A 26,326-nucleotide genomic window follows, 5' to 3' on the forward strand; every position below is an offset into this window, starting at 1 on the left:
GTTATTTCCATATTTTGCGGAGAATAGGGAGCTTAGGGTATCTTGCTCGAGGGGCAATATACCCTAAGCTCCTCGCGCACCAGTCCACTATCGCCATCGTCCCGTTGTTCCTACTTTGTCTAAATCGATATGATTCTCCGTTAAGGAGGAGGATATGAGCCCTGTTGGTTAGTCGATCTAGAAGAGATGCGATCATCTTTTCATCTCCCAATATAGAGGTCCATTCTGTAAATTCTAGATTCGTAGTTATCATGACGCTAGCACATTCGTATCGACTGGAAAGAGTTGGAATAGTATTGCAATGAATAGAACGATCGATACCATTTTTTGAGCCATCAGATCATGAAATGAGTTATTCGAGACAGGGAAAAGGCCACTACTTCTTGAAATGGTGGCCTCGGACTCCCTACTTTTATATCTCATTAAGTTCTCTACGGTTACCACACTGGCGGTTATGATGGCTGTTTTGCAAAGGAACCCCAACTCTAATTATTCATCTTTTCTTCTTAGTTTTGATTAACCAACGGTTCTCAGGATGTTGTTCAATTACCTTTAACATTTCAGAACCTGTCATATCCAATCCGAATGCAAGAGCAACAAAAGTATCTAAGCTCGGTTTTTTCTGATTTCTTTCTAGTAGACTAATATAGGACGGATGTCGATCGCAGCGGTCGGCCAACACCTCTTGAGAAAGATTCTGTGCATTTCTTAATTTCTTTAGTACAATTCCGAAGTTTTCCAAAGAGTTACTCCCTTTCTACCAATCACTTGAATAGATTGTATTTTTTATTTTTGGTTATCCTCTAAGTTACTAAAATTATATTTTCCTGTTTTCTCTTTGGTTAACTGATGCCCTTTTGGGGATTCAAGATAGAAAAGAATAGGTCCAGGCTGGTTTCCTCTTTTCATAGATAACTGCATTAATTTATTGGCTTTGTGAATTTTATTATTAAAAGAAGTTAATCTTGAATCAACGATAATGGAGTGACCGTTACTTAATTCGACCTCTGTCTGATATCTTCCCATCGCTCTTGTATTTACAATATGGTCGGGGTTGAACCAAATACAATCAGCATTATTTGGTGACTTGTTTGGAAACAGGCAAATACCTTGGTAAGGATTGACGATGATTGGACATCTCGACCGCTCACCAAGAATAAGTTTGGCACTTCCAATGGCCCCTTTTAGGTCAAACCCAATGTACGTTAAGGCGTCATCTAATAGTTGTATGGGTGAGCGACCCACCAGAAAAGACACACCTCCTGCCATAACTCGTGCACACAGCTTGCCATAACCATCATATTCTCCTGTCAGTAAGATCATTTTCTTTTCAATAAAATAGTTCTTTTGAATAAAAATAGTCTTCCTCTCCTTTAAAATCTAATGGATTTGAAAAAGGCTTACCTACTACTATAACTGTCATGTACTGCCCGTAGGAAAGGAAGACTGTGCTCTCGCCTATATGTATGGAATATCCCTTACTACCTTGGCAGCGTGTGGGTAAAATGCTCACTTAGCATGTAAGATTCTTTTCCTAATTTGCTCTATTGAGATTCATTGCTGTGGTAGAAATTATATTTGTCTCTCGTATTAATTAAATAATAATTAGGTATTTATTACTGCGTACTATAGTATGTAAATTCTACAAAATTTGACTATTTTCGTGACAATTACGTGACAGAGTGGACTATAACGATCATGGGGCTGACCTAATTTTAATAACAATAAGAATCGTCGCTGAGGCTCACTCCCAAACCTAAACTAAACTCAATTTCCGCATCACATAAATCATACTTATCCATGAGTATTTCATGAAAAAGTACGCAAAACTTATTCTCTGCGATTCCATAAAAATAGGCGAATGGATTTTTGACATTTCTTTTGAACTTTAACCTTCTTATGAGCTGCTTAAAGGATTGGATGGCAATATCTTGGATGTGATGGAAATCAAATTCCCAACTGTAGCTGGCTGCAGCTAGATTCACCGTCCTCCAATACTCTTCGATGGTCTTTGCTTCAGGAAAAAAGCATTTTACCAGCTGGACAAATGGTTGTGGAACTCGGTCGCTCACAAAAGTATGATCTAATTCGGGCGATTCTTCTTTACGTTCTTTTATCTTTTGATCTTTTTCAGTTTTTAAAAGATTATTAGTTTCTTTAGGGTAGTCCAGGATTTCCTCTTTAGGTGGTTCATTTGCAGGATAACGATTGATGATATACAAGTTACTAGATTGCGAACCGTTCTTTCTTTCTGTTTCATAAACGGTTAGAATTCCTAATTCTTTTGCTTTTAGAATCATCCGTTTAAAAGTAGAGCGCGAGATTCCATTAAGGTCGTATTCTTCGTGAATCGCTTTTAAGATGGTACCAATTTTGGCATTGCATACGCCAAGTATTTTTGCAGAAAAACGAACCAGCCGCTTAAACCCAACTAATTCTCCTTTAGAAAAATCATGCTTGTAGTCTGTTAACCACTTCTCGATATGTGTATTCAATTCCTTCAGCGAACTAAATTGTGAATACTGCTCGAATCCTTCAATATAGCCTGATTTTAAACCCGCCATTTTGTAACACCCTCTACCGCTTAGTTTGTGCTTTTCAATCGTCAAGTTAACAATTCCAGCACCTTCACGATAGCGGTTTTTACAGTACGAATCGAACGACCAAAATTCACTTTTGGAGCCGTTTTTGTAATAAAACGTGTCATTTTGGGGGTCAAAAGTGAATTTTGAGGCCGATTTTTGCCATTTTAGCTATTTTTCATATCAATTTGTAGACCGAGGGGATGGCTGGCCCGGTTCTTATGGTCCAGGGGCTAACTTGACTAAAAACAGGAGAACTGCCCCTCTGAGGAGTGATTTTTGAAGGCGTCCCTCGACAATCCTTTTGGCCATTTAGAGTGAGAAAACTATGTGTGGAGCGTGCGGGGGCATATTTTAACCAAACGTTTGTGTAGTTTCGAAAAGGCGGGGTTTTAGCAGAATAATGGAAGTTTGGAAGAAACTAATCTTTTTTTGTAGAAAAGAGGGTTATTTCCTGCGGAATTTTCGAGCGTATCTCGACAATCTTCTTGTCTCCTTTGGTGGTAATTGCTTCTGATTCAGTACTTGCATCCCATTCAACCAAGCGTTTGATTAGTATGGCATAAATAGAATTTAGTCGAATGTACCCTATTGCAGCTGTAGGAGTAGGTCGAATGTTACGAATTAGTTGTTTCATATAATATAAGATTGAATTATACTAAAAATATAATTTACATATTTTGGTCAGTGTTCCTTTACATTCTAACTACTGAATGGAAGAGATAAATCAATTTATAAGTACAAAGGGGGAGAAAAATGAATATTGCATTATTAAATGATTACAAGATAGACATTGAGAGTTTAAGTTTAGAATTAGAAGAAAAGGGCTATGAACGAAAAGAAGTGAAAGAAAAGTTAAATGAACGCTTTCGGAGGTTCTCACAAAAAGGAGATTTTCGGTGTTTTTGTTGTAATGAGCGTGTGGAGATGGTATTAACCCTTGATAAAACTTTCCATTTTAGACATTTTGACAAGAAGCAATGTTCATTTAGTGAAAACCACAAAACATACACACGGCAAAAGGAGAATTTAGAAGATGTTCCTACACATCGAGCAGGTAAAGCAATATTAAAAACTTACCTAGAAGGAGCGTGTAAAACTAATAAAATACGATTGACTGACGGATATCATTGTAAGAGTACGCTTTCTTTTGTTCCTGACTTTATTTTAGAGTTTACCAATGGCCAAAAATGGGCGATTGATTATTTAACAGGGTTAAAAAATGATATAAAATATGCAAATAGCTTAATTAAACGTAAAAATACATATATTCAGCATCATTTCACCCCAATTTTTTTAATAGACAGTTATTGGTTAGCATATGAGTCTGAAATAAATCATGTATCCTTAGTAGACGGAGAATTATTGTGTGTGGGTCAATCAAAACAAGATCATTTATGGACGAGTTTTATTAAAGGATTGGACCAAAATCTGCAAAATACTCTACTCAATAATCGTCCTTATAGTTTTCAAGTAAAAAGTATGGTTTATGTTTCCCCTCATGAACGTGAAGTAAATATCATCCGATTTTTACAAGAAACTCACAACCCCAAGAAGACAAGGACAGTATATAAGCCAATAAAAATCCCATTAGAACAAGCATTGATGATCAACCAGGAGCAATCTAATTTCACATATACAGAAAAGAATGAAAATGAGTATAAAGAAGAACTTAAAAGGCAACTTACAAGAATATATCAAGAACAAGTAGAACTAAGAAAGCAACAAGAATTGGAAAATACTAAAAAAGCAGAAGAGGAAAGTAAACTAAGAGAATTTGCCAAGGCTCGTGAAGCTCAGAAACAAAAGGAAATTCAAACAACAAGGGGATATTTTGAAACAAAGGGTGTTTCTTTTTCAGGTCGTAGTCAGCAGCAAATGGATACTGACTTAAAGAGAGATATGGATTATTTGCAAAAGAAAAATTCAGCAAGGGAACCATACTGGTTAAAACAAGTGGTAAACCATATGTCAGAATTCTATGGTGTTGAGAGTGAAGTTCAAGAACATGCACAGACAATAGTAAAAGATACAGCATCCCAAAACGTAGTCTCTAGTCCTTCTAATGGAGCCTTAAATATCCCAGAAACTGTGATTGGGGTAACTTCCAAACTTCCAGGCTGGAAGGTAGAGGAAATATTAAATCATTATGTAAATGGAGAAGCATATTTTACAGGTAACTCTAGAAAGTGGAAAGAAATTGTTTTAAATATCTATTGGGAAATTTATACAAATAAAATATCAGTACCTCAGATACTGCAAAAAATTAAAGATAATGGAATTAAATTTGACCAACCCGAAAAAATAATGGCCTTTCCATTAAATGAATATATACAGTATATAGGTAAGAAAATAAAAAAGGATGTACGCATTTAAGCAATTAATGTTTTAAAGCTATGACGGCAGTGAGTGTTAAAAACATAGGTGTTAGGTACAGAAAAGAAAGATTATAAATATAAATTGATGGTGAGGATATTTAAATGTATAAAAAGTTGGCTCGTCCCGCTAATTGGCAGGACTTCGAAAGATTAATTTGTGCACTTTACGAAAAGATTTATGGTATGGTAACTAGTAATCTATATGGACGACATGGGCAAGCCCAGGATGGGGTTGACACCTATTTTAGAGAGATACCTACCTTAGGAAAGCAGAATGTAGCCATTCAATGTAAAAGATATGAAATTGGTCAGTTAACAACCGATATTATTGATAAGGAACATGACAAGGTGAAGAACTTTCCTAATAAAGTTGACACATACATAATTATTACAACTGATAGTACGGATACAGCTTTGCAAAACTATGCCAGTACTAAGAAGGAACCAAAATGTGAATTAGTATTTTGGGAAACAATTGAAAGTAAGATTCAGATGTATGAAGATATTTTACAAGGCTATTATAAAGAGTTTGTTATTTATAGAGACCCAACAAAAGAAGGGAATACCGCTAGTCAATATTTTGTTTTGGAATTCTCTGGTTCTAGACTTGAATTTCTTATTAGTCGGATCCCTACCTATGAAGGGAAATTTAGTGATACAGGCTTCTTACTTAACTTACAAACTAAAAAGGCAGCGTATTATCCTGTTAGGAATAAACGTGATTTATTATTTGTTTTTGATACCACTTATGATGCGTTTGCTGTTTTTCATTTTTTAGAGCAATTTAATGGTTTCAGTTTTTTGGCAAATAAGTCTATCGGTCATGCAGTATTTTTAAACCAACAACAAATTCAAGATGAAGTTATTGATTATGAAAAAAGAGTGGGAATTTGATAGGCAATACTCTTAAATGTATAATCGGATGATATTTCGAAAGCATGATCATTTATTAATAATGAAATAAAGAGCATACTCTAGGAATGATGAGAGCTTAAGTAACTTTTAATTAAACGCTTGTGAGTTTCGAAAATGTGGGGGAATAACAGAATAATGTAAGTTTATGAGTAACCCATTTAATTTTGTTGAATGATGGGTTATTTCCTGCGAAATTAATAAATGCTATTCGACATTCTTCATGTCTACTTTGCTGCGGGAATTCATATACATCAGTACTTACAGAAGTTTTAACCAAACGTTTGAATAGTATAGCCTATATGATATTTAGTCGAAAGAGTGTCGGTTGGTGACGATAGTGGCAGAAACGACGTTTTTCTCCTATTTTTCGTGCATGTTTCAACAATTTATTTTTGCATAGTGGAGGACATAGCTTGATCTATCAATGGCCACAGTGAAACTAATCAATCGTTTGATTAGAAGAGAAACTTGTGGAAGGTGGTCGATGGTTGTCACTGAAATCCCGTGCCTAGTCACCGTCCGAAGTAGGAAATGTAAAGATGCATGAGCAAACTTAGAAACCGTGCATGTCACGCCCAGATAGTTCACTAATCCCAATGCTTGTCACTGCCCGGCATTTGACCAAGATAGTTAGCCTTGTTTATTAGTAGAATTTGAAAAGTACCATCGTTGCTATTATTTCAAGCTTAAGTTCCATGAAAATGATCCAATTGGCGATCTCGGGGTCAGATCCCAGTTCGGCCTATAATTAACTATTATCGATCCGTTTTAACCGTCTTCTTGGCGGTTTTTTTTGTGTGAACTTTACATCCGTTCAGATTGAAAAGCTTCTCTCTATCATTCTGATGTTAAGATCGGTTTAAGATGACACAAAGAGATACCCTCGTTGACCCGAGTAATACCATAGATTACTTCATAAAATACTTCAAAGATTACTACAGAGAAAAAAATATATGTCGTATTCCACTTCCGAACTCCCCAAAAATATTTTTTAATACCCTGTCCTTTTTTCATTTTCATTTCTATATAAGAGGTAGAAGGAACGTAAGCCAATCGGTTGGCTAAAATCATCTTAAGAACGAATCAAGGTTCCTTTACATAAAGGTTTAAAGGAGAGGTTCAGATGAGTAGGTTGTTGATTAAGGAAAGTCCAGTCATGATTATCCCCAGTTTGGCGGTGAAGATTGGTTTGAATGAGGCTGTGGTGCTGCAGCAAATTCATTATTGGCTCGGAATTAGTAAGCATAAGATTGAGGGGAGAACCTGGGTGTATAACACGTATGAGGAGTGGCGGAAGCAGCTTCCATTTTGGTCGGTTAGTACCATTAAACGGACGATTCTTTCATTAGAAACGAAGGGATTACTTCTATCTGCTAATTTTAATCAGATGAAAATGGACAAGACGAAATGGTACAGCATTGACTATGATAAACTGCAAGAGCTTGAAGATAGTGCCATTCAAGGTCCAGTAAGTGTAGAGGAACTAGCAACGGAGGAAGAGGCGGAGTATACGAAGGAAATGGATGTCAGTCCAACCGTGAAAGAGGTCATTCCGTATGCTGAAATTATCCAATATTTAAATGAGAAGGCGGGAAAGAACTTTAGACCAGGCTCGATTAAAACAAAGGAATTGATTCATGCCAGATATGGAGAGGGTTTTACGCTTGAGGATTTTAAAAGGGTCATTGATTTAAAGTCAGTAGAATGGCAGTCTGATCTTCAGTGGAATAAATTTCTTCGTCCGGAGACGCTATTTGGGACAAAGTTTGAATCCTATCTCAATCAGCAAGAAGAGAAGAAGAAAATGTCTGAGGAGGATTTTAACTTTGACGAGTAAAAAAGAGGTTTACACACTTATGAAATTAATCGAGGTCTATTTCGAACAGTTTAAGATCACCCAAGAAAAATTAGATGGTTGGCATAAGGTGTTAAGTAAATATTCGTATGAAAAACTACACGGAAATCTAATGGAGTTTGTCATTCAATCACCGCATCCTCCAAAGATTAGCGATTTGGTTCAGAATCCATCGAGAGGAGGACGCGATATCCCACAGGGATATAATTTTGATATAACTGCTGGGGAAGATTGGTAATGACGATCAGACTTTATGAAAATCCAATGCAATAGGTGAATGAATCAAGGAGAACCGTACCACAAGTACATGAGATTTTTTGAGAATAATTATTTATAATTGGGTGCTTACAATGAAACGGTCTGCAGCCTCTCTAGTAGATTCCTTCCCAGTTAAATAGGCTAAAAATGCCTCTAGTTTTAAATCAAATGAATATTTGGCCATAGAAAAACTGCACCCCAATTGTTAGTTGTGTCTAACAATTGGGGTGCAGCTCATAATTGTGGTCTACCAAAATTGTCTTATTAAACTGTTTCTTTAATTAAAATACTTACAATCCATCAAATAGATATATGCTTCCTATACATAATTATTCAACCATTTTACCATGAATCATCATTGTTTTATAATCAATTGTTCCAGTAAATTGATTAGTCACTACTCCGCCAAAAGCATTAGTCCCACGAAATTTTACTATAAAGCGAATTCCTTTCTCGAATCCTAAATCTGAGTATCTTGTTTCAACATGTTTGAATGAATCTGGGTCATTCATATTCTCCTTAATCATGTCATTTACTTCACGAATAGATCCATCCCAAGGAGAAAATAAACTCTCTATCCATTCTTGGTATTTTTTATGGGCCTTTTTAATTGCTGCTTCTTTTTTCTTAGTAGCTTCTTGTTGTTTTTTAATTGCATCTGCTTTAGCTTTTTCTTTAGCTTCTGCTTCAGCCCTAGCTTTTTCTTTAGCAATTTGTTCGGGTGTTTTCACGGACTTTTTTACTTCAGCTTCTTTCTTTTTCTCCGATTCTGTTTTTTGTACTTGTTTAGCTTCGGTTTTCTTTGGAGCCTTGTCATCTTTAGGAGTTAAGGCAATAAATAATACGAAGCATAATAATCCAAATATAAAATTCCTTTTTGCTTTTTTGTTTCTCTTAAACAATGAGAAAATAAATAATCCTGAAAATACTAGCCACCCCAAAAAGAATATAACAAACACAATTAAATCCCCCATTATCTAGTTTTTTTATCTACTTGTATCTATACCTCGTACTTACATAAATTGAAAATTATTATTGATCTAGTTGTTATGCTAGGTAGATAATAAGTAGTGTGCTTTTTTGAATGTTAATAATTGCTTGATAAACAAGAAGAACTGGAATATTTAATATTTTTTGCCGAACGTTAGTATCACTTTGCTTTTGATTTCAATTCTGCTTCCTTTGTCTAATCGTACATTGTGTATAACAGGAGTACCATACTGATCTAATCCCATCATTTCAAGTACAAGTAAACTATCACTTGCATCATAAATAACTAAGCTTCCAAGACCACTTTTAGCATTAATTGTGTATGTGCCTTCTGGTAAGTCCAAACCTACCGTATAAAAACCTGTTGTTAAATCAATTTGTTTGTCTTCGCCAATGGTCAATTTTTCAATGTTCGCTTTTAATTCGTTCACTTGCCTTTGTAGCTCTGACACTTTAGGATTTAACGTGTTCACTTGCCTTTGTAGCTCTGACACTTTAGGATTTAACGTGTTCACTTGGCTTTGTAAAACTGCCACTTTTGGTTTTAAAGTGTTGATTTGCGTTTGAAGTCCTTTAACTTGTTCATTCAATTTATTTTTAATTACTATTTTATTAGAAGAAACGGAACTGTCGATATTTCCAGTTTTTAATGATTTAGCCTTTATGTAATAATCTTTTTTTATTTTATAGACACTCGAAGTAACCTTTTTGCCATCAATCGTAACTGAACTCTTTACTAAATAGGCTTTAACAAAAGAAGTTGCAGCATCAGCTACTCCTACTGAACCAAGAGTGATTGCACCGACTATTAATATACTAATAAATTTCTTTTTCATCTTTTCCCCCATAAAAATTAATTGATACTGCAAAAATTATCACTTCTGTTTTAAATAAATAATCCTATTGCTTATTCGCCTTCATATTGTATAGCTGTGCCAATAGCTATACTGGAGATGTTCCACAAAAACAATTCAAAGGTAGCCTCTTCATTAATGCTTACCTCCAGGCATAGGAACTACATAGTAAGTGGAACCAATCTCTTTAGCTACAGCATTTGCCTCTTCGACTTTTTCATTGTAGTTATCTATCTCACTTATGTACTTGTCGTATTCTTCATTGTATGTATCCAGTTGTTCATTGTAACTATCTACTGCTGAAGTATAATCTTCATAATAGTCCTCTGGTATCACATCTGGATATTCTGATTCATAATCTTCTACTTCCTCTTTCAAACCTGTTACCTCATCCTCTATCTCGGATAATAAGGTCTTCATAGCCGCCGATACTAGCTTCAAGGTCTGATAGTTCCGTCTTTAGTTCCTCCAATTTAGCTTCTTCATCTTTGTTCGCAAGTTTTTGACCGCCAACTAATACGAGATTAATAACTCCATAGATTATTCCTATTGTAAATATGCTAAAAATAAAGCGTTTCATAAATCTCCCCCTATACTTTTTTACTATAATCATACCTTCGCTATAGGTAAAAAGATATATAAAAATTAAAATTATAAATGAAAGAAGAATTACAACCCTATTAACTTATTTCCCATAATTGGAATAATAGAAATGACTATTTATTTGTTAATGAAGTGATTAATCAAGCGCTTTAAAAATGGAAAAGGTGGGGGGGTTATAAAAAGGAGAATCAAAGATAAAAAGTTAAAAACAAACTTTATAACAATTAATTTCCAATAATAGAAAAATATTATAGAATTAAATTAGGCTTTAGGGCTCATTAGAGAAATTCAAAGGGGATAGAACCATGACAAATGTAATGCCTGTATTAGAAGGAAATATCGCGAAGAGAACGTTACAATTTTTTTGGTTAGCAGACTACTCAGGTTCTATGAAGGGAGCTAAGATGCAGATCTTGAATCAAGCTATTCGCGATGTGCTTCCGGAGATTCGAGACGCAGTCGCTTCACACCCGGAAGTACAAGTAATGATGCGTGCCATTAAATTTAGTGATTATGCGGAGTGGCATGTTGGACCGACTCCAGTGCCTATTGAAAATTTCACATGGAATGACTTACATGTACAAGGCCTAACAGCAACGGCGGAAGCGATTGACCTGCTATCGGAAGAATTGGACATTGAAAAAATGAATAGAAGAGGGTTGCCGCCAGTATGTATTCTCTTATCTGATGGGTTCTGTACAGATTCAGAAGAGGATTATAACAAGGCCATTCAAAAGCTTAATTCACTCCCATGGGGGAAAAGAGCAATCAGATTGGTTATTGCCATCGGGGAAGAGCATGAATATGACGAAAAGGAATTATTAAAGTTTGTGAGCCACAATGAAATAGGGGTTTTGAAAGCAAAAACACCGGAACAATTAATCCAGTACATCAAATGGGCAAGTGTGACTGCAACGGTGGGGGCATCTGTCGGAAAAAGTCATGTTGGCTCAGACAATAGTCAGAAAAATGTGGTTCTTCCTGCACCGCCTCCTGCTGTTCAAACTACGCCAGATGATGACTTTGATGTTTTTTAATAGAGTGGGTGAGAAACTATGAACGATAGTAAGTACAAAGAAGGAATGAGTGAAAGCGGAAAGTCAAATTACGGATACTATAACATTACCTGTGTTCGGGGTGCGTCACACGTTAAACATAATATCCCATGCCAGGATGCTTACGATTTTTTTAATGATGGTGGTAGTGACCACCCTTTTATTCTGGCGATTGCGGATGGTCATGGTGACAAGAGATATGACATGAGTCAATATGGTTCTGAATTAGCTTCAACAGTAGCAGTGGAACTAATAAGGGAATTTTATGAAGAACTTAAAGACTCTAATACTCTCTTATTTAGAACATTTAGAGATGATTTCCCAAAACAAGTAATAAGGGAATGGCGAAAGAAAGTCTTAAATCACGCAAATGATTATGGACTTGATACCAAAAACCGGTCAGAGGTTTACACAAGATATGGGACAACTTTACTAGTGGCTTTGGTAACCAAGGACGAAATACTGTTTGGACAATTAGGTGATGGTGATGTGGTATTAGTTGATGGTCAAGGAAACTGTACGATTCCTTTTCAACAAGAAGATGATTTGCTTGGAAGCGCCACGTATTCCTTATCATCAACCGAAGCCAATCGTTTTTGGAAAGCTGCACGGATGGATTTTCCTGCACAAACGCAATTCCTGGCACTGAGTACGGATGGATTATCCAACTGTTTTGAGGATGAAAGAAATTTTCACCAGTTTATGAGCAGTCTCTATTCGGCTTTGAAAGAGTCTGGCAACGTCTCCGAATATAACCGATTATCGGATATCCTGTTTGATTATTCGATGAGAGGGAGTGGTGATGATATAACCTTAGCTGCAATCGAGTTGCAAGGGTCAAGGGTAAATGAACCGCTTAACACTATTATAAATGATGTAGAGGACAAAGTTACGAACCAAGAATCTTTGAATGATCAAGATGATGAAAAAAAGAAAAAGGATTCTCTTTTAAAAAAGATCAACGAACAAATGGATTCTGCTGATCGATTGGGACATAAGCCATTATCAGAGGAGGAGAGCATAAATAAAGTAGCGGAAAGCAAGCAAGAGGAAACGCCTATCATCCATTTTGGCTCAAGACAAGATAAAGAAGGGATAAAAATCCTGTTTAACAAGAGAAGCAGATAAAATCGGAGAGTGATTCATATGACGTTACAAATCGGTCAACAGGTGCTTACAGAAACAACAGGAGAGCTTTTAACCATTAAGAGGAAGCTGGGAGAAGGCGGGCAAGGAGCTGTTTACCTCGTTGAAGGCCATAGTAAAGGCACCAAAGCATTGAAGTGGTATAACCACGAACAAGCAAATGAGGAACAGAAAAAGATGATACGAGATCTCGTGCAAACGGGCGCTCCAAGTGGAGAAGCAGGAAGGCGTTTTGTCTGGCCTATCGACACTGTCGTATCAGCTGGAACTTCTCAGTTTGGTTATTTGATGGATTTAATAGATACAAAGAGATTTGCCGAATTAGGGGAAGTATGGGCAAAGAGAAAACCCACTCCTAACATGAAAGCTCTATGTAAAATCTCCTATGCTACGTCGGATTCATACAGAATGCTTCACTTGAGTGGGAGATGTTATCGAGATATATCATCCGGGAATATCATGTTCGATCCCCAAAATGGAGAAGTCTTAATCTGTGATAATGATAACATTGGAATTAACAATGAATCGGAAACACAAGTATGGGGGACTATGGAGTACATGGCTCCAGAGATTATTCGAGGCGAAGCAAGGCCATCTACAGACACTGATTTACATTCGCTAGCAGTTTTGTTATTTCAATTATGGATTTGGCATCACCCGTTCCATGGCCAAATGGAATATAGTGTCCGTTCGTGGGATCTTACCGCCAAAAGGAAAATTTATGGTGAACAGCCTGTTTTTATTTTTGATCCTACCAACAGAACGAATGAGCTTCCTAACGATCCAGATTATTTTACTGCAAAGAAAAGATGGGAAGTTTGCCCGGAACCCTTAAAGGAAAGGTTTATACAGGCTTTCACAGTAGGGTTACAAAACCCGAAACAGCGTGTAACAGAAAGCCAATGGCGGAAGCTGTTTTTACAGTTAGGTGACAGCATTGTTCAATGCGGGCAAGATTCAGCGGAAAACTTTTGGAGTGAATCGAAAAATGAAGTGCAATGTTGGCATTGTGGAAAGTCAGTAGGGGTGCCTCCTAGACTCTTGCTTAAAACAGCAGCTGGCCAGCAGTATGTTTTATTGAACAAAGGAACGGCTATTACTCGGCGCCACATTGACCCCACTGCTTCAGAGGAAGAATGGATGGAAGTGGTAGGGGAAATTGTACAAAATCCAAATAACCCATCAGTATGGGGGCTGCGAAACAAAACAACCGCCGCATGGAAGGGAATTAACAAAGCTGGGGCGGAAAAAGACATTGAATCACAAAAAGCGGCGCCTCTACAAGATGGATTGAAAATTCAATTTCTTAGAAATGCGGAAGGAATAATTATTGGCTGATTAGACGGAGGCTAGTTATGACACAGTCCACCCAGGATGTATTAAAGAACATATTAAACATTTATGGCATTACCATTTGTTCCGAATCCAAAAGACTACAGGGCATCTTACAGGATTGGGCCATTGAAAGTAAAGGGAAAATCAAAGCCTTAGTTTCAGTAGCAGAAGAAAACGTAGTCAATGAATTATTCAAGAATGCTGATCATCAGGTTGACTATGCACTATATAGTCGTTTGGTCACTAGGGTCCATCAAAATACAGCTATTGAACAAAGTGTTGTTGAGTGGGCCATTGATTGTTGGATCCATGCGTTGGACAAGAGTGTTCCACATAAGCCTATACACCAAGTGGGAAAAATCGGTGGTGGGTCCATACCAAAGAACCAATCAGTGAATCAGATGGTTGCTTTCCCAACCAGCCCAATTAGCCAACCTTCACAAGCGGCCAATGGAATTCCTGTAAAACAAAGCTCAACACAACCGGTTGTGACGCAGAATAATCAAAATGGACTCAATCAATCAACCGTCTCTCAACCGGTAAAAAGGAGTAAAGTGGCACCTGTGTTAGTAACCATTCTTATTGCAATTGGTGTTATTACCGGAGGATATAAGTTATTCTCTTCGGAGGATGCCGTAGACTCGTCCAATGGACAGGAAATGGCAAGTGCAGATGAGAGTGTAAGTGTGGATGTGGAACCGGATAAGGAAGAGGGGACAAATCAGGTTACGAAAGAAGTCACAGCGACAAATCCAGGTGAGTATATCTTCCCTGAAAGCAATACGAAAAGATTAACAGAAAGTGAAATAGCAAACTTGACCTATGAACAACTTCGGTTAGCTAGAAACGAAATATATGCCCGTCATGGCTACTTATTTAAATCGGAGGATTTACAGACCTATTTTAACCAAAAAAGTTGGTATCATGAAGATGCTTCTTATGACGGAGTCACTTTGAGTGAGATAGAAAAATCCAATGTGGAATTAATCAAGAATCTGGAAAAAACCGGTTTTATCATGCCTGGTAGTGATCAGCGGAGATTATCAGAAAGTGAACTAGCAAATTTGACGCTTGAAGAACTTCGATTAGCAAGAAACGAAATATATGCCCGTCATGGCTATATATTCAATTCGGAGAATTTGAATTCCTATTTTCAGCAAAAAAGTTGGTATCACGAAGATGCCTCTTATGATGGGATTACGTTAAGCGAGATTGAAAAATATAATGTGGAAATGATTCAGAACAGTGAGAGGTCAATACAGTGAAGTCTAAAACAATTAATTTAGGAGTTATCTTGCTTTCTCTGATAATGGTAATTGCACTAGTTTTATATTTTAGCCATTCAGTGGGGAAGAAAAATTTGTTGAAAAGTAATAATAAACAGCAAGAGGATAGAGTAAGCACAGTTAAAAAAGAAGAGCAGGGAAAAAAGGATTCTACAGCCTCAGTGAATGTAGGAGGGGAAAATAGTGTCTCTCAAGAGAATGTGAAGGCATCGAATAAGGGAGTCCAGGAAAATGCCGTTCCTGAGAGCTCTCGTGCCTCTTCAGTATCCACTAATTCTGAGAAAAAAGAAGAAGTTCAAAACGAATTTTTAGTGGTGATTGATCCGGGTCATCAGGATCGAGCTAATACCGCTCCTGAGCCAGTCGGTCCTGGTGCTAAGGAAACGAAGATGAAGGTTACTGGTGGAACTTCAGGAGTTTCCACTGGAAAACCAGAATATAAATTAACATTGGAAGCATCCCTCATTTTAGGTCAATTATTGGAAAGCAGAGGGGTAAAGGTTATTTTCACTAGAACTACTAACAACGTAAATATCAGTAACAGAGAAAGAGCGGAGATTGCCAACCAAAATAACGCTGATTTATTTATACGTATCCATGCGGATGGAGCAACAAATAGAAATGTTCATGGTCTGTCTGTTCTCACTCCGGCGGAGAGCAGCCCGTACACGAAAGAAATCTTCAATGATAGTTTAAAAGCTTCCGAGTTTATCATTGATGAAACAAAGAAGAATGCATCAGTTAAAGTAAACGGGATTTCTTACAGAGGTGACATGTCTGGTTTCAATTGGTCCAAAGTTCCTTGCACACTGGTGGAACTTGGATTTATGACCAACCCAACGGAAGATAAGAACCTTTCTAATTCAGTTTATCTGAAGAACTTGCTTACCAATATGGCTGATGGTGTTATGCAATATGTTAGTTACAAAGAGAATGTAGAATGATTCGATGCGTGTCACTCCTCGATATTTCTCAATTTCTTTTAAGTAGAGTAATCAGATTTTAATAAGCCAAAGAAATTCTCTATGACTGCGTTATCTATATAGTTTCCTTTAAGTAATAGCTTTGGATATTCTAAATACTTCAGGTGCAAAGGGATGGGCAATGACCCATCCCTTTGCTGATTCTTAATTGTCTTTTTTATCGCCGGGGCTTACTGGCAACGCATAATCTGGAATAGCATCATACACTGCAGGATCTGCATTTTCAAGGGAGCCATCAGCTAAGCTGTTTAGAACCGCCATGACGGGCACTTTCGCGGTTTCTTTTAACATTCCATTTTGCTTTTGACCCAATGTCTGAGTTTGTCCTTTAATTTCAATCAACATGGTCGCTGTGCCATTTAGCTGTATAGCCCCTAAGCCAGAACCTGGATAGTTAACTTGAGGGTATTTCTGAATCGCTCCGAAAGAGGAATTTCCACGCTGTAAGGATTCATAGGCTACCGCATTTACCTTTTTGCTCAAGGTTTCTACACTTTCATCGACTTTATATGTTCTTCCATTGAAAGGATCGACGTAAGGCTTTGTTGTAAATAAGGCTAACAGCTGAATCGAAACGGAACGCTTATCTTCTTCTGATAATTGGTTGAATCCACGATGGTGAAGGTCAATGGCGACATCTGGATCAAATTCCTTTACCACTTTTGTCAGAGCGTGCGTTTCTGGTGAAAAGACTAATGATGCTTGGGCGCCGTTATTTGTACTAGTGCTATTTAAGATATTTGCCACTTTTTGTGGATCCTTTTTAATTTCTTCGTTTACATCAAAATCATAGTTGGGATGGAAGTCGCGGTTCAGGTCAAAACCAGGAATTCCGTAAACAACTTTTCCATCATTATTTTGAGCCCGTTCGCTTCCTTCTGCATTATAATACCAAGGAGCTTTTGTATCAGCAGGAAGGCCTAATTCTGCCGGATTCCACGTTTGATGAGAGTATCGGGTTGGGAATGGCTTACCTTCATATTTATTAGCTGTTCCATCCGGATTGATCCGGGGTGCAAACCAAATGCTAACCTTATCCAGAATTTTATCAGCTTCTTGTCCTCCAGCTGATAGCTTTTGAATTAATTCAACTGCCGCTTCCGTTCCAAGCGGTTCATTGCCATGTATTTGTGTATAGATTAGTACCCTTTTTTTGTTCGGGGCATTATCCCCAAGCTTCGCTACATATAGTGGATTGCCATCATTGGATGTCCCATATTGCTCGAGCTTCATTCTGCCCTTAGATGCTTGTTCCATTTGTTTTAATTTGGCTTCCAATTGTTCATTGGACATTAAGCTTTCAAAGGAAAGGTTCTGTTGGTCCGTTACCCATGGTCCGTTTGGGGTAGTAATTGGATCTGCAAAAGCAGATGATGAACCGTATGCAATAGAAGTTGCCAAAATTCCGCTAGTAAGTACCAATCCGAGTGTTTTTTTCTTTTTCATCCTTTGTCCCTCCAGGTGATAATAATTCCTCAATATAGTAGCATAACTTTAAATCACAAAATACAGTATATTCCAAAAATTTAAAAAACAGGAAAATTTATTCAATGAGATATAATTCAAAAATACTATATTTGAATTCTGTTATAGTCTATTAGAAGGAAGATAGGAGACTGTTCTGGTGATACTAATAACCTCAATTGTCCGTTATGAATAAGAAAAAAACTGCTTTGTTGTGTGTGGATATGAGGTATAGGACGCAGCAAGAGGTCATGGTGTCTTTGATAAAACAAAAGCAGTATTTTCAAAGGCTAGAAGGGAAGGTAGTTCCAAATATTGCACGGATTCAAGCTGTATTCCGTGAACAAAAAATGGAAGTCATTCATACCAAAATGAGTCATTAAACAGAGACTGCAGAGATCGGGGCCCGGAGCAAATACGGATTGGTATCCATGTCCCTTTGTGGAAGATGGTCGATGGTTGTTACTGAAATCCTGTGCCTAGTCACCGCCGGAAGTAGGAAATTTAAAGATGCATGGGCCAATCCATTAGTACACCATGTATTATCATATCGAAATAAATTTTCTGATAAACGGGAGAAGAATATTGTACAATTATCTAGATCACTTTTATAAATGATTAGAAATAGAGTAGAGAGGAAGCTCGGTTACATGATTCAAACTGTTATGGCAACCCTTTTTCAAGTGATTGTTCCACTTTCCATTCCTGTGGTCGCGGGGGCGCTCCTAGGGCATTTTAAGCAACTGGATACGAAACCACTTTTAACCCTTACATTATATTATTTAAGTCCTGCCATCATATTAGATACCTTACTGACAGCGAAAGTTTCCCATGATGATATTTTTAAAACGATTGCGTTTTCACTGCTTAATCTTGTCCTACTGTGGCTGCTTGCTAACGGCATTGGGAGACTCTTTAAATTTCCGGCGAGTGAAATTGCCGGTTTAACGCTGATATCTTCCTTTACTAACAGTGTCAATTATGGGCTTCCACTCGTGTTGCTTGCGTTCGGAAAACTAGGGCTGGATAAGGCGTCTGTGTATGTGATCATCCAAATGGTCATTGTTAATACAATAGGAGTTTACTTTGCTGCACGCTCTCATTTTTCAATAAAAAATGCAATCAAATCCGTATTTTCTCTTCCGGCCATTTATGCTGCTTTGCTAGCCTTTGTGTTTCGTAGTTTAAGTCTTTCCTTGCCCGATGGAATTGCCAGAGGGGTTGCCATGATTGCGGAAGCTTACTCCCCGGTTGTCATGGCCATTTTAGGGGTCCAGATGGTAAGTGTGACAACCTCCAAGCATAAAGTGCAATCTCAACAAACATTTTGGACAGGGATGACTGTTCGCATGTTTGTTTCACCATTCATCGCGATGTTTTGCTTATTCGTCCTACATATTAATGGTATCTTGCAATCGGTTCTCTTTGTTCTGGCATGTATGCCGGTTGCCGTCAACGCTGTCATTCTCGCGGAAAAATTTAATGCCTCCCCCAAAATCGTTTCAAAATGTATTCTCTGGACGACTCTGGCATCATTTTTCATTTTGCCGTTCCTTATCGTAGCTGTTAAGTAGACAACTGGAGTAAATGGAATGGGTAGAATACAATTATCTTTAGCACCAGGATGGTTTGCTGTAGGGATTGGGGGCGCAGTTGCAATCAGTCTTTCCGGTAGACCAATAAATAATTATAAGTAGAATCGATCAACTGAACCGCCGTCGCATACGGTGGTTTTCTATTTGATCAATCTTTTATAGCTCCAAGCAAATATCAATCTATGATGGTCGTCATAGGAGGAAGGTCATAGTATATACCTAGTATTTTTCACCTTTATAGCAAAAATACACAGTCTTAATTTAGAATGTTTTCATACTATTTATCTATAAAACCCTTCTAATAACAGTGCTTATATACTATACTATTAATACAATATTTTACATTGTTGCAATATTGAGAAAATTATTTTTAGGGGGAAAACTATGAAGAAATCACTCTTCGCTGTAATTTGTACGCTGGTCATGTTATCGGTCCCTTTATCTGCCTATGCACATCCAGGTAGAACGGACTCTAACGGGGGACATTATTGTTGGACAAACTGTGAAAAATGGGGGCTTTCCTACGGGGAATATCATTATCCCAATGGCAATAGTTCAAGTGTAAGCCCAAAGGAAAGTTCGAAGGTAAGTTCAAAAGTAACTACAAGCGCCAAAAAGAGCGGTTGGAAAAAAACGAATGGAAAACGATATTACTATGTTAAAGGTGTTAAACAAAAAGGTTGGAAGGTTATTGATAATAAACGTTATTACTTTGACAAAAACGGTGTAATGAAGACTGGATGGCTTACATATAAAGGTTCTAAGTATTATTTAGACAAAAACGGTGTGATGAAAAAGGGCTGGATCACAGTTAAAAGTAAAAAGTATTACCTTAATAAGTCAGGTGTGATGAAAAAAGGCTGGATCACAGTAAGTGGTAAAAAGTATTACCTCGATAAGTCAGGCGTGATGAAAAAAGGCTGGATTACGGTAAGCGGTAAAAAATATTACCTTGATAGCTCAGGCGTGATGAAAAAAGGCTGGATTACAGTAAGCGGTAAAAAATATTACCTGGATAGCTCAGGTGTAATGAAAAAAGGCTGGATTACGGTAAGCGGTAAAAAATATTACCTTGATGGCTCAGGCGTGATGAAAAAAGGCTGGATTACAATAAGCGGTAAAAAATATTACCTTGATGGCTCAGGCGTGATGAAAAAAGGCTGGATTACAATAAGCGGTAAAAAATATTACCTGGATGGTTCAGGTGTGATGAAAACCGGCTGGGTTACAGTAAGCGGCAAAAAATATTACCTGGATGGCTCAGGTGTGATGAAAACCGGCTGGGTTACAGTAAGCGGCAAAAAATATTACCTGGATGGCTCAGGTGTGATGAAAACCGGCTGGGTTACAGTAAGCGGCAAAAAATATTACCTTGATAGCTCAGGTGTGATGAAAACCGGTTGGGTATTAGTGAATGGAAAATGGTATTATCTAGACAGCATTGGTGTGAAGAAAACTGGTTGGTTAGATTTATCAGGGAAAAAGTACTACCTCAATTCTGATGGGTCAAGGGTAACAGGCTGGAAGCAAATCAGTGTCAAATGGTATTATTTCAATAAAGCAGATGGGTCAATGGCAGTCAATACAACAGTGGATGGCTATAAATTAGGTGCAGATGGAGCGCGAATTCAAGTTCAATATGTTGCTTTAGGTGATTCCTTAGCGGCCGGTATGACTCCTTATGGAGTAGATAGAATTCCGGTAGACGGAGTAGATTTAGATTGGGGATACCCAAATTATATTTCAGAGAAGTTTAAAAAGTCCTATCAGTTACTAGATTTTGATAACTTTGGCGTTTCTGGATATAAAACGGATGATGTCATAGCTGATTTCAATAAAGCAGACGTCCAAAAAGAAATAAAAGAAGCAACACATTTAACGATTGATATTGGTGCGAATGACCTGCTTCCAGTCGTTCAAGCTAATCCAGCTCAAGCACCAACAGAAATTGTTAAAGTTTCCGAAAAATTGAACACAATTTTAGGCACAATCGATCAATTGAATCCAAATGTGAAGGTATATGTGATGGGATATTACAATCCATTCCCATATGTAACTGATGCGCAGCAAAAAGCGCAGTTAGAACAATTATTACTCGCATTTAATGGACAGATTCAAGCTCGAGCTGTACAGAATGGTGATACATTTGTACCAACTGCACAAGTTATTAATGTAGCAAATTTTGCAGACTACCTTCCAAATCCATTGAATATTCACTTGAGTCTCGCAGGTTATCAAGTAGTGTCTGAAGAATTTTGGAAAGTGATGAATTAAAATTTAGTTAGTTCATCTATCAATTAATAACTTAATAGAAAAACAATTTATTATATCTGGAGATATGTAGAAAGGTAATTGGATTAAATTAAGAGAGCTAACATTATGTTGGCTTTCTTTTTATTTGGTAAGTATAGAAAGGCAGAGAGCATTTGCTCTCTGCCTCACTGTCGTATTTTATCACTTTAAACTTTAGCAGAGTGGGGGTCAGACCCCTACTTAACTAAAGTACCATAGTGACTTAGAAACATTGCAGTGTAAATTGAACTTTATCGAATTGCTTATTAACTAATGAGGTCTTATCTATACAGAAATAGATAATTCCTGAATCTCCCCAAAGCAATTCCATATCTTCTTCATCTGAATCGATCTGTAGGAGAAGAACAGCTTCTTCCGGGTTAAGATTAAATTCATCAAATACATCATTTTGAATACTGAGTGGATACCCTAACATGTAATGAGCCGGTTCGTAATTTCCATCATCATCACTTGGTTGAATAAGTTCATGCCTCATTTCAGAGTAGTTTTCTTCATCCTCTTCGCTAAACTCAATATCCTCTGGATACTCTGGGAGTGTCAGTCTGTTTACGAATGTAACTTTAAAAACAGGTAAAGGGGAGTAGTCTTCGGTCTCTTCCGGGTACTCTTTCCTTCTTAACTCTTTTTCGTCCCCATCAAAGTATAAAACTTTAAAACAACCTTCGTCCTCTTCAAAACCCCATGGCTGTTCTATTACATCATAAAATATATAAAGAATTCCATTACTCGGAAGAATACCTTCCTTGTCGTATGGCTTTACTTCCTTTAAGTTAAATTGTCCTAAAAAAGAGTGATAACCATTTTTGTATTTAGGAAACTCCCAATCTTGCGGCAAATCCGGTAGACCACCAAGTTTAGAGGATCCTAACGGAATTTGTTCCGACTTCACTTTATTTTTAATGACTTTAATTGATTGTTTTGCGGATTTTAAAATATCCGATTTTTTGTGAAGTAATTCATATTCTTGCAACAGTGAATCTAAATCTTGCATTTTCTTTACCTCCTTTCTATTAACCTAGTGGTTCTTCTCCAAATCTTTCCCATAGAACAGGAAATAGATTTTCTAGATCCTCTTCTTCCCAATCAAACTCTATGTCTGTTACATCTTGCAGCCCCTTCTTATCAAGCACTTCTAATAACTCATTATGTAGATCGTCATCCCATTCATTTTTACCCGTCTTTATAAGCGTATAGGCATCAAACCCAACCGAAAGCAATTCTTCATTTTGAGGGTAGCCTTCCTCATCAAGGTTTTCTTCATTAATGTATTCTGCTAAAAATTCAGGGTCTTTCATTACCTTGTTATATATTTCTTCGCCCTGTCCAATCAGCCATCCTCTAAAATAGTCAAAAGTATCGTCTGAACAGCCGCCCATCAGAACAAATGCTGCTCCCCATAAACGAGATTGATAACTAGCGTTCATTAATTCTAGAAATAAAAATTCAAAGTCTACTACTTCTTCTAACCCTTTTCGAGCTAATTCCTCTGTTAACCATTCCGATTGATCAAATTCTCTAGATTTTTCAATTAATCTCCAAAATTCCTTCTTTTCCAATATAATGCACCCTTTTCTTAAGTAATTCTGAGAGTTATTCAATTTAAACTAACAGAATTCCTTTAAAAATAAATATTTTTTTAAAAAAATTGTTGGTGCTGTATTTTTGGGGGATTCACGACATTTTTCTCAGGTATTAAAAGTGAAGAATCTAGGAATGATGCGGGCTGAAATAACTTTTAATTAAACGTTTGTGTAGTTTCGAAAAAGTGGGGGATTAATAGAATCATGTAAGTTTTTGAGAAAACCTTCAGATTTTGTTGAAAGATGGATTATTTCCTGCGAAATTAACAAATGTTCTTCGACACTCTTCTTAGCTATTTTGCTACGGGGATTCATATACATCAGTACTTGCAGAAGTTTTAACCAAACGTTTGATTAGTATAGCCTTTATGGTATTTAGTCGAAAGAGTGTCGGCTGGTGACGATAACGGCAAAAACGACATCTTTCTCCTATTTTTCACGCATATTTCAACATTTTATTTTTGCGTAGTGGAGGACTAAGCTAGATCCACCAATGGATGCAGTGAAACTAATCAAACGTTTGATTAGAAGGGAAACTTGTGGAAGATGGTCGATGGTTGTCACTAATGATTAGGGTCAGACCCCTCGATTGTGATTTTATTTGGAAAAACGGCGGAAATTCCCCCAATTCTCTTGGCTGGAAAATTGAGGGTAGGCGGACATAAAAGTAACGATTATGGAAGCATGATCTAGAATAGGGTATGCGTTGAATAAAAAACGATCGCCGTATCGAATCGCTGATAAGGCAAGAGGTAATTCACGCTTAAATACTTCCGTGCGTTTTGCTGCTACCTTTTGGTTAAGTTCTCCCTGATCTATATATAAATAAACACAATAGTTTAAGGAAGTTCCGTTTGTTTTCCATTCACCTAATACCTCATCCCTCAAAGGATTGATCTTATCCCAAGCATACTGCTTTCCAATGGCTAAAAATAGCTCACCAGTTAAATCAGAGTGAGTTAGTGTGTAATATCTTGGAATAACAGGTTCCGTGGCCGTAACACCGTCTTTGTATTCAACAGATAGTTTTTCTGGATTGAAAGTGGTCAAGCCATCAACTCCAATCAGCTTTTTTTATCATTATGCTTATTCAGATTTAATCATTCGTTCTTTCTGATTAAAGGATGTTGGTATTAATTAAATAAATATAGCTAATCTCGCTAAACCGTTTCATATATATATATAGACGGTTTTTTATTTTTTCGATGAATGAATAATTAATCTGCCTTTGGTATATCAATAAAGTTATGTTTAATGCAAAGGAGAGATATATAATGAAAAAGGAAGAAAATTCGTCTGGTGTAAAAGGTGAACAACAAAAAGTAATAGCAGCTCAAAATCTAGCCAATCAATTTAATAAAGGTGATACAGAATTTTCATTAGATGAAAATGTACAAGAAGGTTTAGCAAAAAGTCAACAATACCAGGCAGAAAATCAGCAGCCCACGTACGAACCGAATAAAGCATTTTAAATTTTATCTAAAGAAAGAATCTCGCAGATGGTAGGGATAACCCTCTCATCTATAGAGGGGATTTTACTATTAAGAAATTTGAGGTCAGTAGCCCACTGCGTTAAATCTGTGAGCTACTGACCTTTTTTTAAAAGAAAAGGGTGGGAGGAACATAATTATAAAATTAACCAAAAGCTGTTGAAAAGAAGTCCTAGGCAGGGAAGACATCCCTCGACATACTTTTTGAGCATCTATAGGGATAATGCTAGGAATGGAGCTTGCTGAGAATGGTTTTAGTCAAACGTTTGGTTAGTTTCGAAAAAGAGGAGTTTTGATAGAATAATGGAAGTTTACGAGAAAACCATCTGATTTTGTGGAACATTTGGTTATTTCCTGCGAAATTAATGAACATTTATCGACAAGTTCCCTTCCAGCTTGGCGGTGGAAGATTAGTAAAGGACAGAACTTACACCTGTTTTAAACAAACGATTGATTAGTATAGCCTATACGGAATTTAGTCGATTGGGTGTCGTTTAGTCAAAAATTGTCTCAAATTCATTATCGATAAGTAAGTAATCCACAAAACCTCACAATAGCCTCTATATTAAGCTTTGCTGATTAATGTTATAATCAAATGTGGGCTAGAAACCCTTATTTACTTCTTAAAAGGGAGTGCAAAAACATGATTATTAAATTCATTCGTTTACGTTAGTTTGAGGTACAGTTCAATTATGCTCATTCATTTTTAATAAAGTGGGTAGGTTTATTTGGTTGTACCTTATTCGAATTTACCAAATTAGAATGAAATGAGGAGCTAATCATGAGTGAAAGAATATTTAAAATTAACGGAATTGATATATGTACAGAGAGCTTCGGTAATCCAGCCAATCCCGCAGTCTTATTGATTATGGGTGCCATGTGTTCGATGGTTTATTGGGATGATGAATTTTGTCAGCAATTAGCAAATAAAGGACGTTTTGTAATTCGATATGATAACCGCGATGTCGGGCGTTCCACAACCTACGATCCAGGGACTTCCAACTATACTGTGGTAGATATGGCTAATGACGCTGTGGGAGTCCTTGATGCCTACCAAATTGAACAAGTTCACTTGGTTGGAATGTCCTTAGGTGGTATGATTGCTCAGGTTATAGCCGTAAGTTATCCGCAACGAGTTCTAACGATGACTTTGATGTCATCGAGTTTATTTGGGTCAGATGAAAACAACAGAAATTTGCCCCCGATGGATGAGGAAGTCCTGGCTTACCATGCAAATGCAGGTACACTTGATTGGTCCGATGAAAAAACAGTTGCCAATTACTTAGTTGCTGGCTCAAAAATTCTCTGCGGCTCAAGCCATACATTTGATGAAAAGAGAGTGTTTCAGCAGGTTACCAAAGAAATCAACCGAGCTAACAATCTACTAAGCATGTTTAATCATTCCCTTCTTAAAGGTGATGACTTTTATGAAGATAAAATAAAGGAAATTAATGTCCCATCCTTAGTGATCCATGGGACAGAAGACACCATTCTGCCATTTGAACATGCGCTTGCTCTAGTAGATGAAATTCCTAACAGCATGTTGGTTGCCCTCAAAGGGACAGGTCATGAAACTCATTCTGACGATTGGGAAACGATCATCAATGCTATTTCAAACCATACGTCAATTAATTAACATATAAT

The 26,326-nt window shown here is 37.1% G+C and carries 27 protein-coding genes; 14 read left to right on the plus strand and 13 right to left on the minus strand.

The genetic code is table 11. The features are described 5' to 3' along the window. Window position 1 precedes the first annotated feature (1 nt). From FS608_RS31685 to FS608_RS30955, 5 genes are all read right to left on the minus strand, one after another. Window positions 2-319 carry an ATP-binding protein gene (locus FS608_RS31685; protein ID WP_395947831.1) on the minus strand — a complete coding sequence of 106 codons (318 nt, stop codon included), beginning with the start codon at window positions 317-319 and terminating at the stop codon, window positions 2-4. A 174-nt stretch (window positions 320-493) separates the two neighbouring features. Then, on the minus strand, window positions 494-742 hold the full coding sequence (locus FS608_RS25825; protein ID WP_144555436.1) for a helix-turn-helix domain-containing protein: 249 nt from the start codon (window positions 740-742) through the stop codon (window positions 494-496). 44 nt (window positions 743-786) lie between these two features. Next, window positions 787-1,380, minus strand: coding sequence for a competence protein ComK (locus tag FS608_RS25830; protein WP_313958744.1), 594 nt, complete (start codon window positions 1,378-1,380; stop codon window positions 787-789). 335 nt (window positions 1,381-1,715) lie between these two features. Continuing rightward, window positions 1,716-2,564, minus strand: coding sequence for a hypothetical protein (locus FS608_RS25835; protein ID WP_186328900.1), 849 nt, complete (start codon window positions 2,562-2,564; stop codon window positions 1,716-1,718). Between the two features lie 439 nt (window positions 2,565-3,003). Next, entirely contained in the window at window positions 3,004-3,219 is a 216-nt protein-coding gene (locus FS608_RS30955; protein WP_144555438.1) for a hypothetical protein, read from the minus strand. Window positions 3,220-3,338: 119 nt separating this feature from the next. On the opposite strand from FS608_RS30955, the gene FS608_RS25845 reads away from it, so the two are divergent. From FS608_RS25845 to FS608_RS25860, 4 genes are all read left to right on the plus strand, one after another. Next, window positions 3,339-4,958 (plus strand): hypothetical protein, encoded by a 1,620-nt coding sequence (locus FS608_RS25845; protein ID WP_144555439.1) that lies wholly within the window; start codon window positions 3,339-3,341, stop codon window positions 4,956-4,958. 104 nt (window positions 4,959-5,062) lie between these two features. Further along, window positions 5,063-5,854, plus strand: coding sequence for a restriction endonuclease (locus FS608_RS25850; protein WP_144555440.1), 792 nt, complete (start codon window positions 5,063-5,065; stop codon window positions 5,852-5,854). A 1,144-nt stretch (window positions 5,855-6,998) separates the two neighbouring features. Next, window positions 6,999-7,712, plus strand: a complete 714-nt coding sequence (locus tag FS608_RS25855; protein WP_144555441.1) for a conserved phage C-terminal domain-containing protein — start codon at window positions 6,999-7,001, stop codon at window positions 7,710-7,712. Continuing rightward, complete coding sequence (locus tag FS608_RS25860) at window positions 7,702-7,968, plus strand: hypothetical protein (RefSeq protein ID WP_144555442.1); 267 nt, start codon at window positions 7,702-7,704, stop codon at window positions 7,966-7,968. The genes FS608_RS25855 and FS608_RS25860 overlap by 11 nt, the downstream gene beginning before the upstream one ends. Window positions 7,969-8,317: 349 nt before the next feature. Here the strand turns inward: FS608_RS25860 and FS608_RS25865 are convergent, their stop codons facing one another. From FS608_RS25865 to FS608_RS25880, 4 genes are all read right to left on the minus strand, one after another. Then, complete coding sequence (locus tag FS608_RS25865) at window positions 8,318-8,947, minus strand: hypothetical protein (RefSeq protein WP_144555443.1); 630 nt, start codon at window positions 8,945-8,947, stop codon at window positions 8,318-8,320. Between the two features lie 165 nt (window positions 8,948-9,112). Further along, window positions 9,113-9,814 (minus strand): hypothetical protein, encoded by a 702-nt coding sequence (locus FS608_RS25870; RefSeq protein ID WP_144555444.1) that lies wholly within the window; start codon window positions 9,812-9,814, stop codon window positions 9,113-9,115. Window positions 9,815-9,967: 153 nt separating this feature from the next. Beyond that, window positions 9,968-10,273 (minus strand): hypothetical protein, encoded by a 306-nt coding sequence (locus tag FS608_RS25875; RefSeq protein ID WP_186328901.1) that lies wholly within the window; start codon window positions 10,271-10,273, stop codon window positions 9,968-9,970. After that, the gene (locus FS608_RS25880; protein WP_144555446.1) at window positions 10,221-10,412 is read right to left on the minus strand and encodes a hypothetical protein; all 192 of its coding nucleotides are present in this window, start codon (window positions 10,410-10,412) and stop codon (window positions 10,221-10,223) included. The genes FS608_RS25875 and FS608_RS25880 overlap by 53 nt, the downstream gene beginning before the upstream one ends. A 328-nt stretch (window positions 10,413-10,740) precedes the next feature. Here FS608_RS25880 and FS608_RS25885 point away from each other — a divergent pair, with 328 nt between their 5' ends. Genes FS608_RS25885 through FS608_RS25905 form a run of 5 tightly spaced genes read left to right on the plus strand, consistent with a single transcriptional unit; the run spans window position 10,741 to window position 16,201 of the window. Beyond that, complete coding sequence (locus FS608_RS25885; protein ID WP_144555447.1) at window positions 10,741-11,472, plus strand: vWA domain-containing protein; 732 nt, start codon at window positions 10,741-10,743, stop codon at window positions 11,470-11,472. An 18-nt stretch (window positions 11,473-11,490) separates the two neighbouring features. Further along, on the plus strand, window positions 11,491-12,618 hold the full coding sequence (locus FS608_RS25890) for a PP2C family serine/threonine-protein phosphatase (protein WP_144555448.1): 1,128 nt from the start codon (window positions 11,491-11,493) through the stop codon (window positions 12,616-12,618). Between the two features lie 18 nt (window positions 12,619-12,636). Next, window positions 12,637-13,974: a protein kinase domain-containing protein gene (locus FS608_RS25895; RefSeq protein WP_144555449.1), complete on the plus strand. Its 1,338-nt coding sequence runs from the start codon at window positions 12,637-12,639 to the stop codon at window positions 13,972-13,974. Between the two features lie 17 nt (window positions 13,975-13,991). Then, complete coding sequence (locus FS608_RS25900; RefSeq protein ID WP_144555450.1) at window positions 13,992-15,236, plus strand: YARHG domain-containing protein; 1,245 nt, start codon at window positions 13,992-13,994, stop codon at window positions 15,234-15,236. Continuing rightward, window positions 15,233-16,201: an N-acetylmuramoyl-L-alanine amidase family protein gene (locus FS608_RS25905; protein ID WP_260871828.1), complete on the plus strand. Its 969-nt coding sequence runs from the start codon at window positions 15,233-15,235 to the stop codon at window positions 16,199-16,201. The genes FS608_RS25900 and FS608_RS25905 overlap by 4 nt, the downstream gene beginning before the upstream one ends. Before the next feature lie 183 nt (window positions 16,202-16,384). On the opposite strand, the gene FS608_RS25910 is transcribed toward FS608_RS25905, so the two are convergent. Next, window positions 16,385-17,686, minus strand: a complete 1,302-nt coding sequence (locus FS608_RS25910) for a M14 family zinc carboxypeptidase (protein WP_144555451.1) — start codon at window positions 17,684-17,686, stop codon at window positions 16,385-16,387. Between the two features lie 206 nt (window positions 17,687-17,892). Here FS608_RS25910 and FS608_RS30960 point away from each other — a divergent pair, with 206 nt between their 5' ends. From FS608_RS30960 to FS608_RS25920, 3 genes are all read left to right on the plus strand, one after another. Beyond that, window positions 17,893-18,087, plus strand: a complete 195-nt coding sequence (locus tag FS608_RS30960) for a cysteine hydrolase family protein (protein WP_222127407.1) — start codon at window positions 17,893-17,895, stop codon at window positions 18,085-18,087. A gap of 267 nt (window positions 18,088-18,354) precedes the next feature. Further along, window positions 18,355-19,278 carry an AEC family transporter gene (locus FS608_RS25915; protein ID WP_144555468.1) on the plus strand — a complete coding sequence of 308 codons (924 nt, stop codon included), beginning with the start codon at window positions 18,355-18,357 and terminating at the stop codon, window positions 19,276-19,278. A gap of 405 nt (window positions 19,279-19,683) precedes the next feature. Continuing rightward, window positions 19,684-21,573 (plus strand): GDSL-type esterase/lipase family protein, encoded by a 1,890-nt coding sequence (locus FS608_RS25920; protein ID WP_144555452.1) that lies wholly within the window; start codon window positions 19,684-19,686, stop codon window positions 21,571-21,573. A 241-nt stretch (window positions 21,574-21,814) separates the two neighbouring features. Here the strand turns inward: FS608_RS25920 and FS608_RS25925 are convergent, their stop codons facing one another. The 3 genes from FS608_RS25925 to FS608_RS25935 all read right to left on the minus strand — a co-directional run bounded on the left by FS608_RS25925 (window position 21,815) and on the right by FS608_RS25935 (window position 24,242). Continuing rightward, window positions 21,815-22,603: a YwqG family protein gene (locus FS608_RS25925; protein WP_144555453.1), complete on the minus strand. Its 789-nt coding sequence runs from the start codon at window positions 22,601-22,603 to the stop codon at window positions 21,815-21,817. Window positions 22,604-22,622: 19 nt separating this feature from the next. After that, entirely contained in the window at window positions 22,623-23,168 is a 546-nt protein-coding gene (locus FS608_RS25930; protein WP_144555454.1) for a DUF4240 domain-containing protein, read from the minus strand. A gap of 621 nt (window positions 23,169-23,789) precedes the next feature. Next, window positions 23,790-24,242, minus strand: a complete 453-nt coding sequence (locus tag FS608_RS25935) for a staygreen family protein (RefSeq protein WP_144555455.1) — start codon at window positions 24,240-24,242, stop codon at window positions 23,790-23,792. 224 nt (window positions 24,243-24,466) lie between these two features. Between FS608_RS25935 and FS608_RS25940 the strand changes: the two genes are divergently transcribed. Then, window positions 24,467-24,664 carry a hypothetical protein gene (locus FS608_RS25940; protein ID WP_144555456.1) on the plus strand — a complete coding sequence of 66 codons (198 nt, stop codon included), beginning with the start codon at window positions 24,467-24,469 and terminating at the stop codon, window positions 24,662-24,664. 799 nt (window positions 24,665-25,463) lie between these two features. Continuing rightward, on the plus strand, window positions 25,464-26,318 hold the full coding sequence (gene mle, locus FS608_RS25945) for an alpha/beta fold macrolide esterase (protein WP_144555457.1): 855 nt from the start codon (window positions 25,464-25,466) through the stop codon (window positions 26,316-26,318). Window positions 26,319-26,326: the final 8 nt, after the last annotated feature.

It is taken from the genome of Bacillus sp. X1(2014), assembly GCF_007678255.1.

Coding starts and splice junctions, on each gene's coding strand:
- mle (WP_144555457.1), top strand. CDS start 25,464: ATGAGTGAAAGAATATTTAAAATTAACGGAATTGATATATGTACAGAG.
- FS608_RS25920 (WP_144555452.1), top strand. CDS start 19,684: ATGAAGAAATCACTCTTCGCTGTAATTTGTACGCTGGTCATGTTATCG.
- FS608_RS25835 (WP_186328900.1), bottom strand. CDS start 2,564: ATGGCGGGTTTAAAATCAGGCTATATTGAAGGATTCGAGCAGTATTCA.
- FS608_RS25855 (WP_144555441.1), top strand. CDS start 6,999: ATGAGTAGGTTGTTGATTAAGGAAAGTCCAGTCATGATTATCCCCAGT.
- FS608_RS25880 (WP_144555446.1), bottom strand. CDS start 10,412: ATGAAACGCTTTATTTTTAGCATATTTACAATAGGAATAATCTATGGA.
- FS608_RS25890 (WP_144555448.1), top strand. CDS start 11,491: ATGAACGATAGTAAGTACAAAGAAGGAATGAGTGAAAGCGGAAAGTCA.
- FS608_RS25850 (WP_144555440.1), top strand. CDS start 5,063: ATGTATAAAAAGTTGGCTCGTCCCGCTAATTGGCAGGACTTCGAAAGA.
- FS608_RS25900 (WP_144555450.1), top strand. CDS start 13,992: ATGACACAGTCCACCCAGGATGTATTAAAGAACATATTAAACATTTAT.
- FS608_RS30960 (WP_222127407.1), top strand. CDS start 17,893: ATGAATAAGAAAAAAACTGCTTTGTTGTGTGTGGATATGAGGTATAGG.
- FS608_RS25895 (WP_144555449.1), top strand. CDS start 12,637: ATGACGTTACAAATCGGTCAACAGGTGCTTACAGAAACAACAGGAGAG.
- FS608_RS25915 (WP_144555468.1), top strand. CDS start 18,355: ATGATTCAAACTGTTATGGCAACCCTTTTTCAAGTGATTGTTCCACTT.
- FS608_RS30955 (WP_144555438.1), bottom strand. CDS start 3,219: ATGAAACAACTAATTCGTAACATTCGACCTACTCCTACAGCTGCAATA.
- FS608_RS25885 (WP_144555447.1), top strand. CDS start 10,741: ATGACAAATGTAATGCCTGTATTAGAAGGAAATATCGCGAAGAGAACG.
- FS608_RS25910 (WP_144555451.1), bottom strand. CDS start 17,686: ATGAAAAAGAAAAAAACACTCGGATTGGTACTTACTAGCGGAATTTTG.
- FS608_RS25925 (WP_144555453.1), bottom strand. CDS start 22,603: ATGCAAGATTTAGATTCACTGTTGCAAGAATATGAATTACTTCACAAA.
- FS608_RS25870 (WP_144555444.1), bottom strand. CDS start 9,814: ATGAAAAAGAAATTTATTAGTATATTAATAGTCGGTGCAATCACTCTT.
- FS608_RS25940 (WP_144555456.1), top strand. CDS start 24,467: ATGAAAAAGGAAGAAAATTCGTCTGGTGTAAAAGGTGAACAACAAAAA.
- FS608_RS25845 (WP_144555439.1), top strand. CDS start 3,339: ATGAATATTGCATTATTAAATGATTACAAGATAGACATTGAGAGTTTA.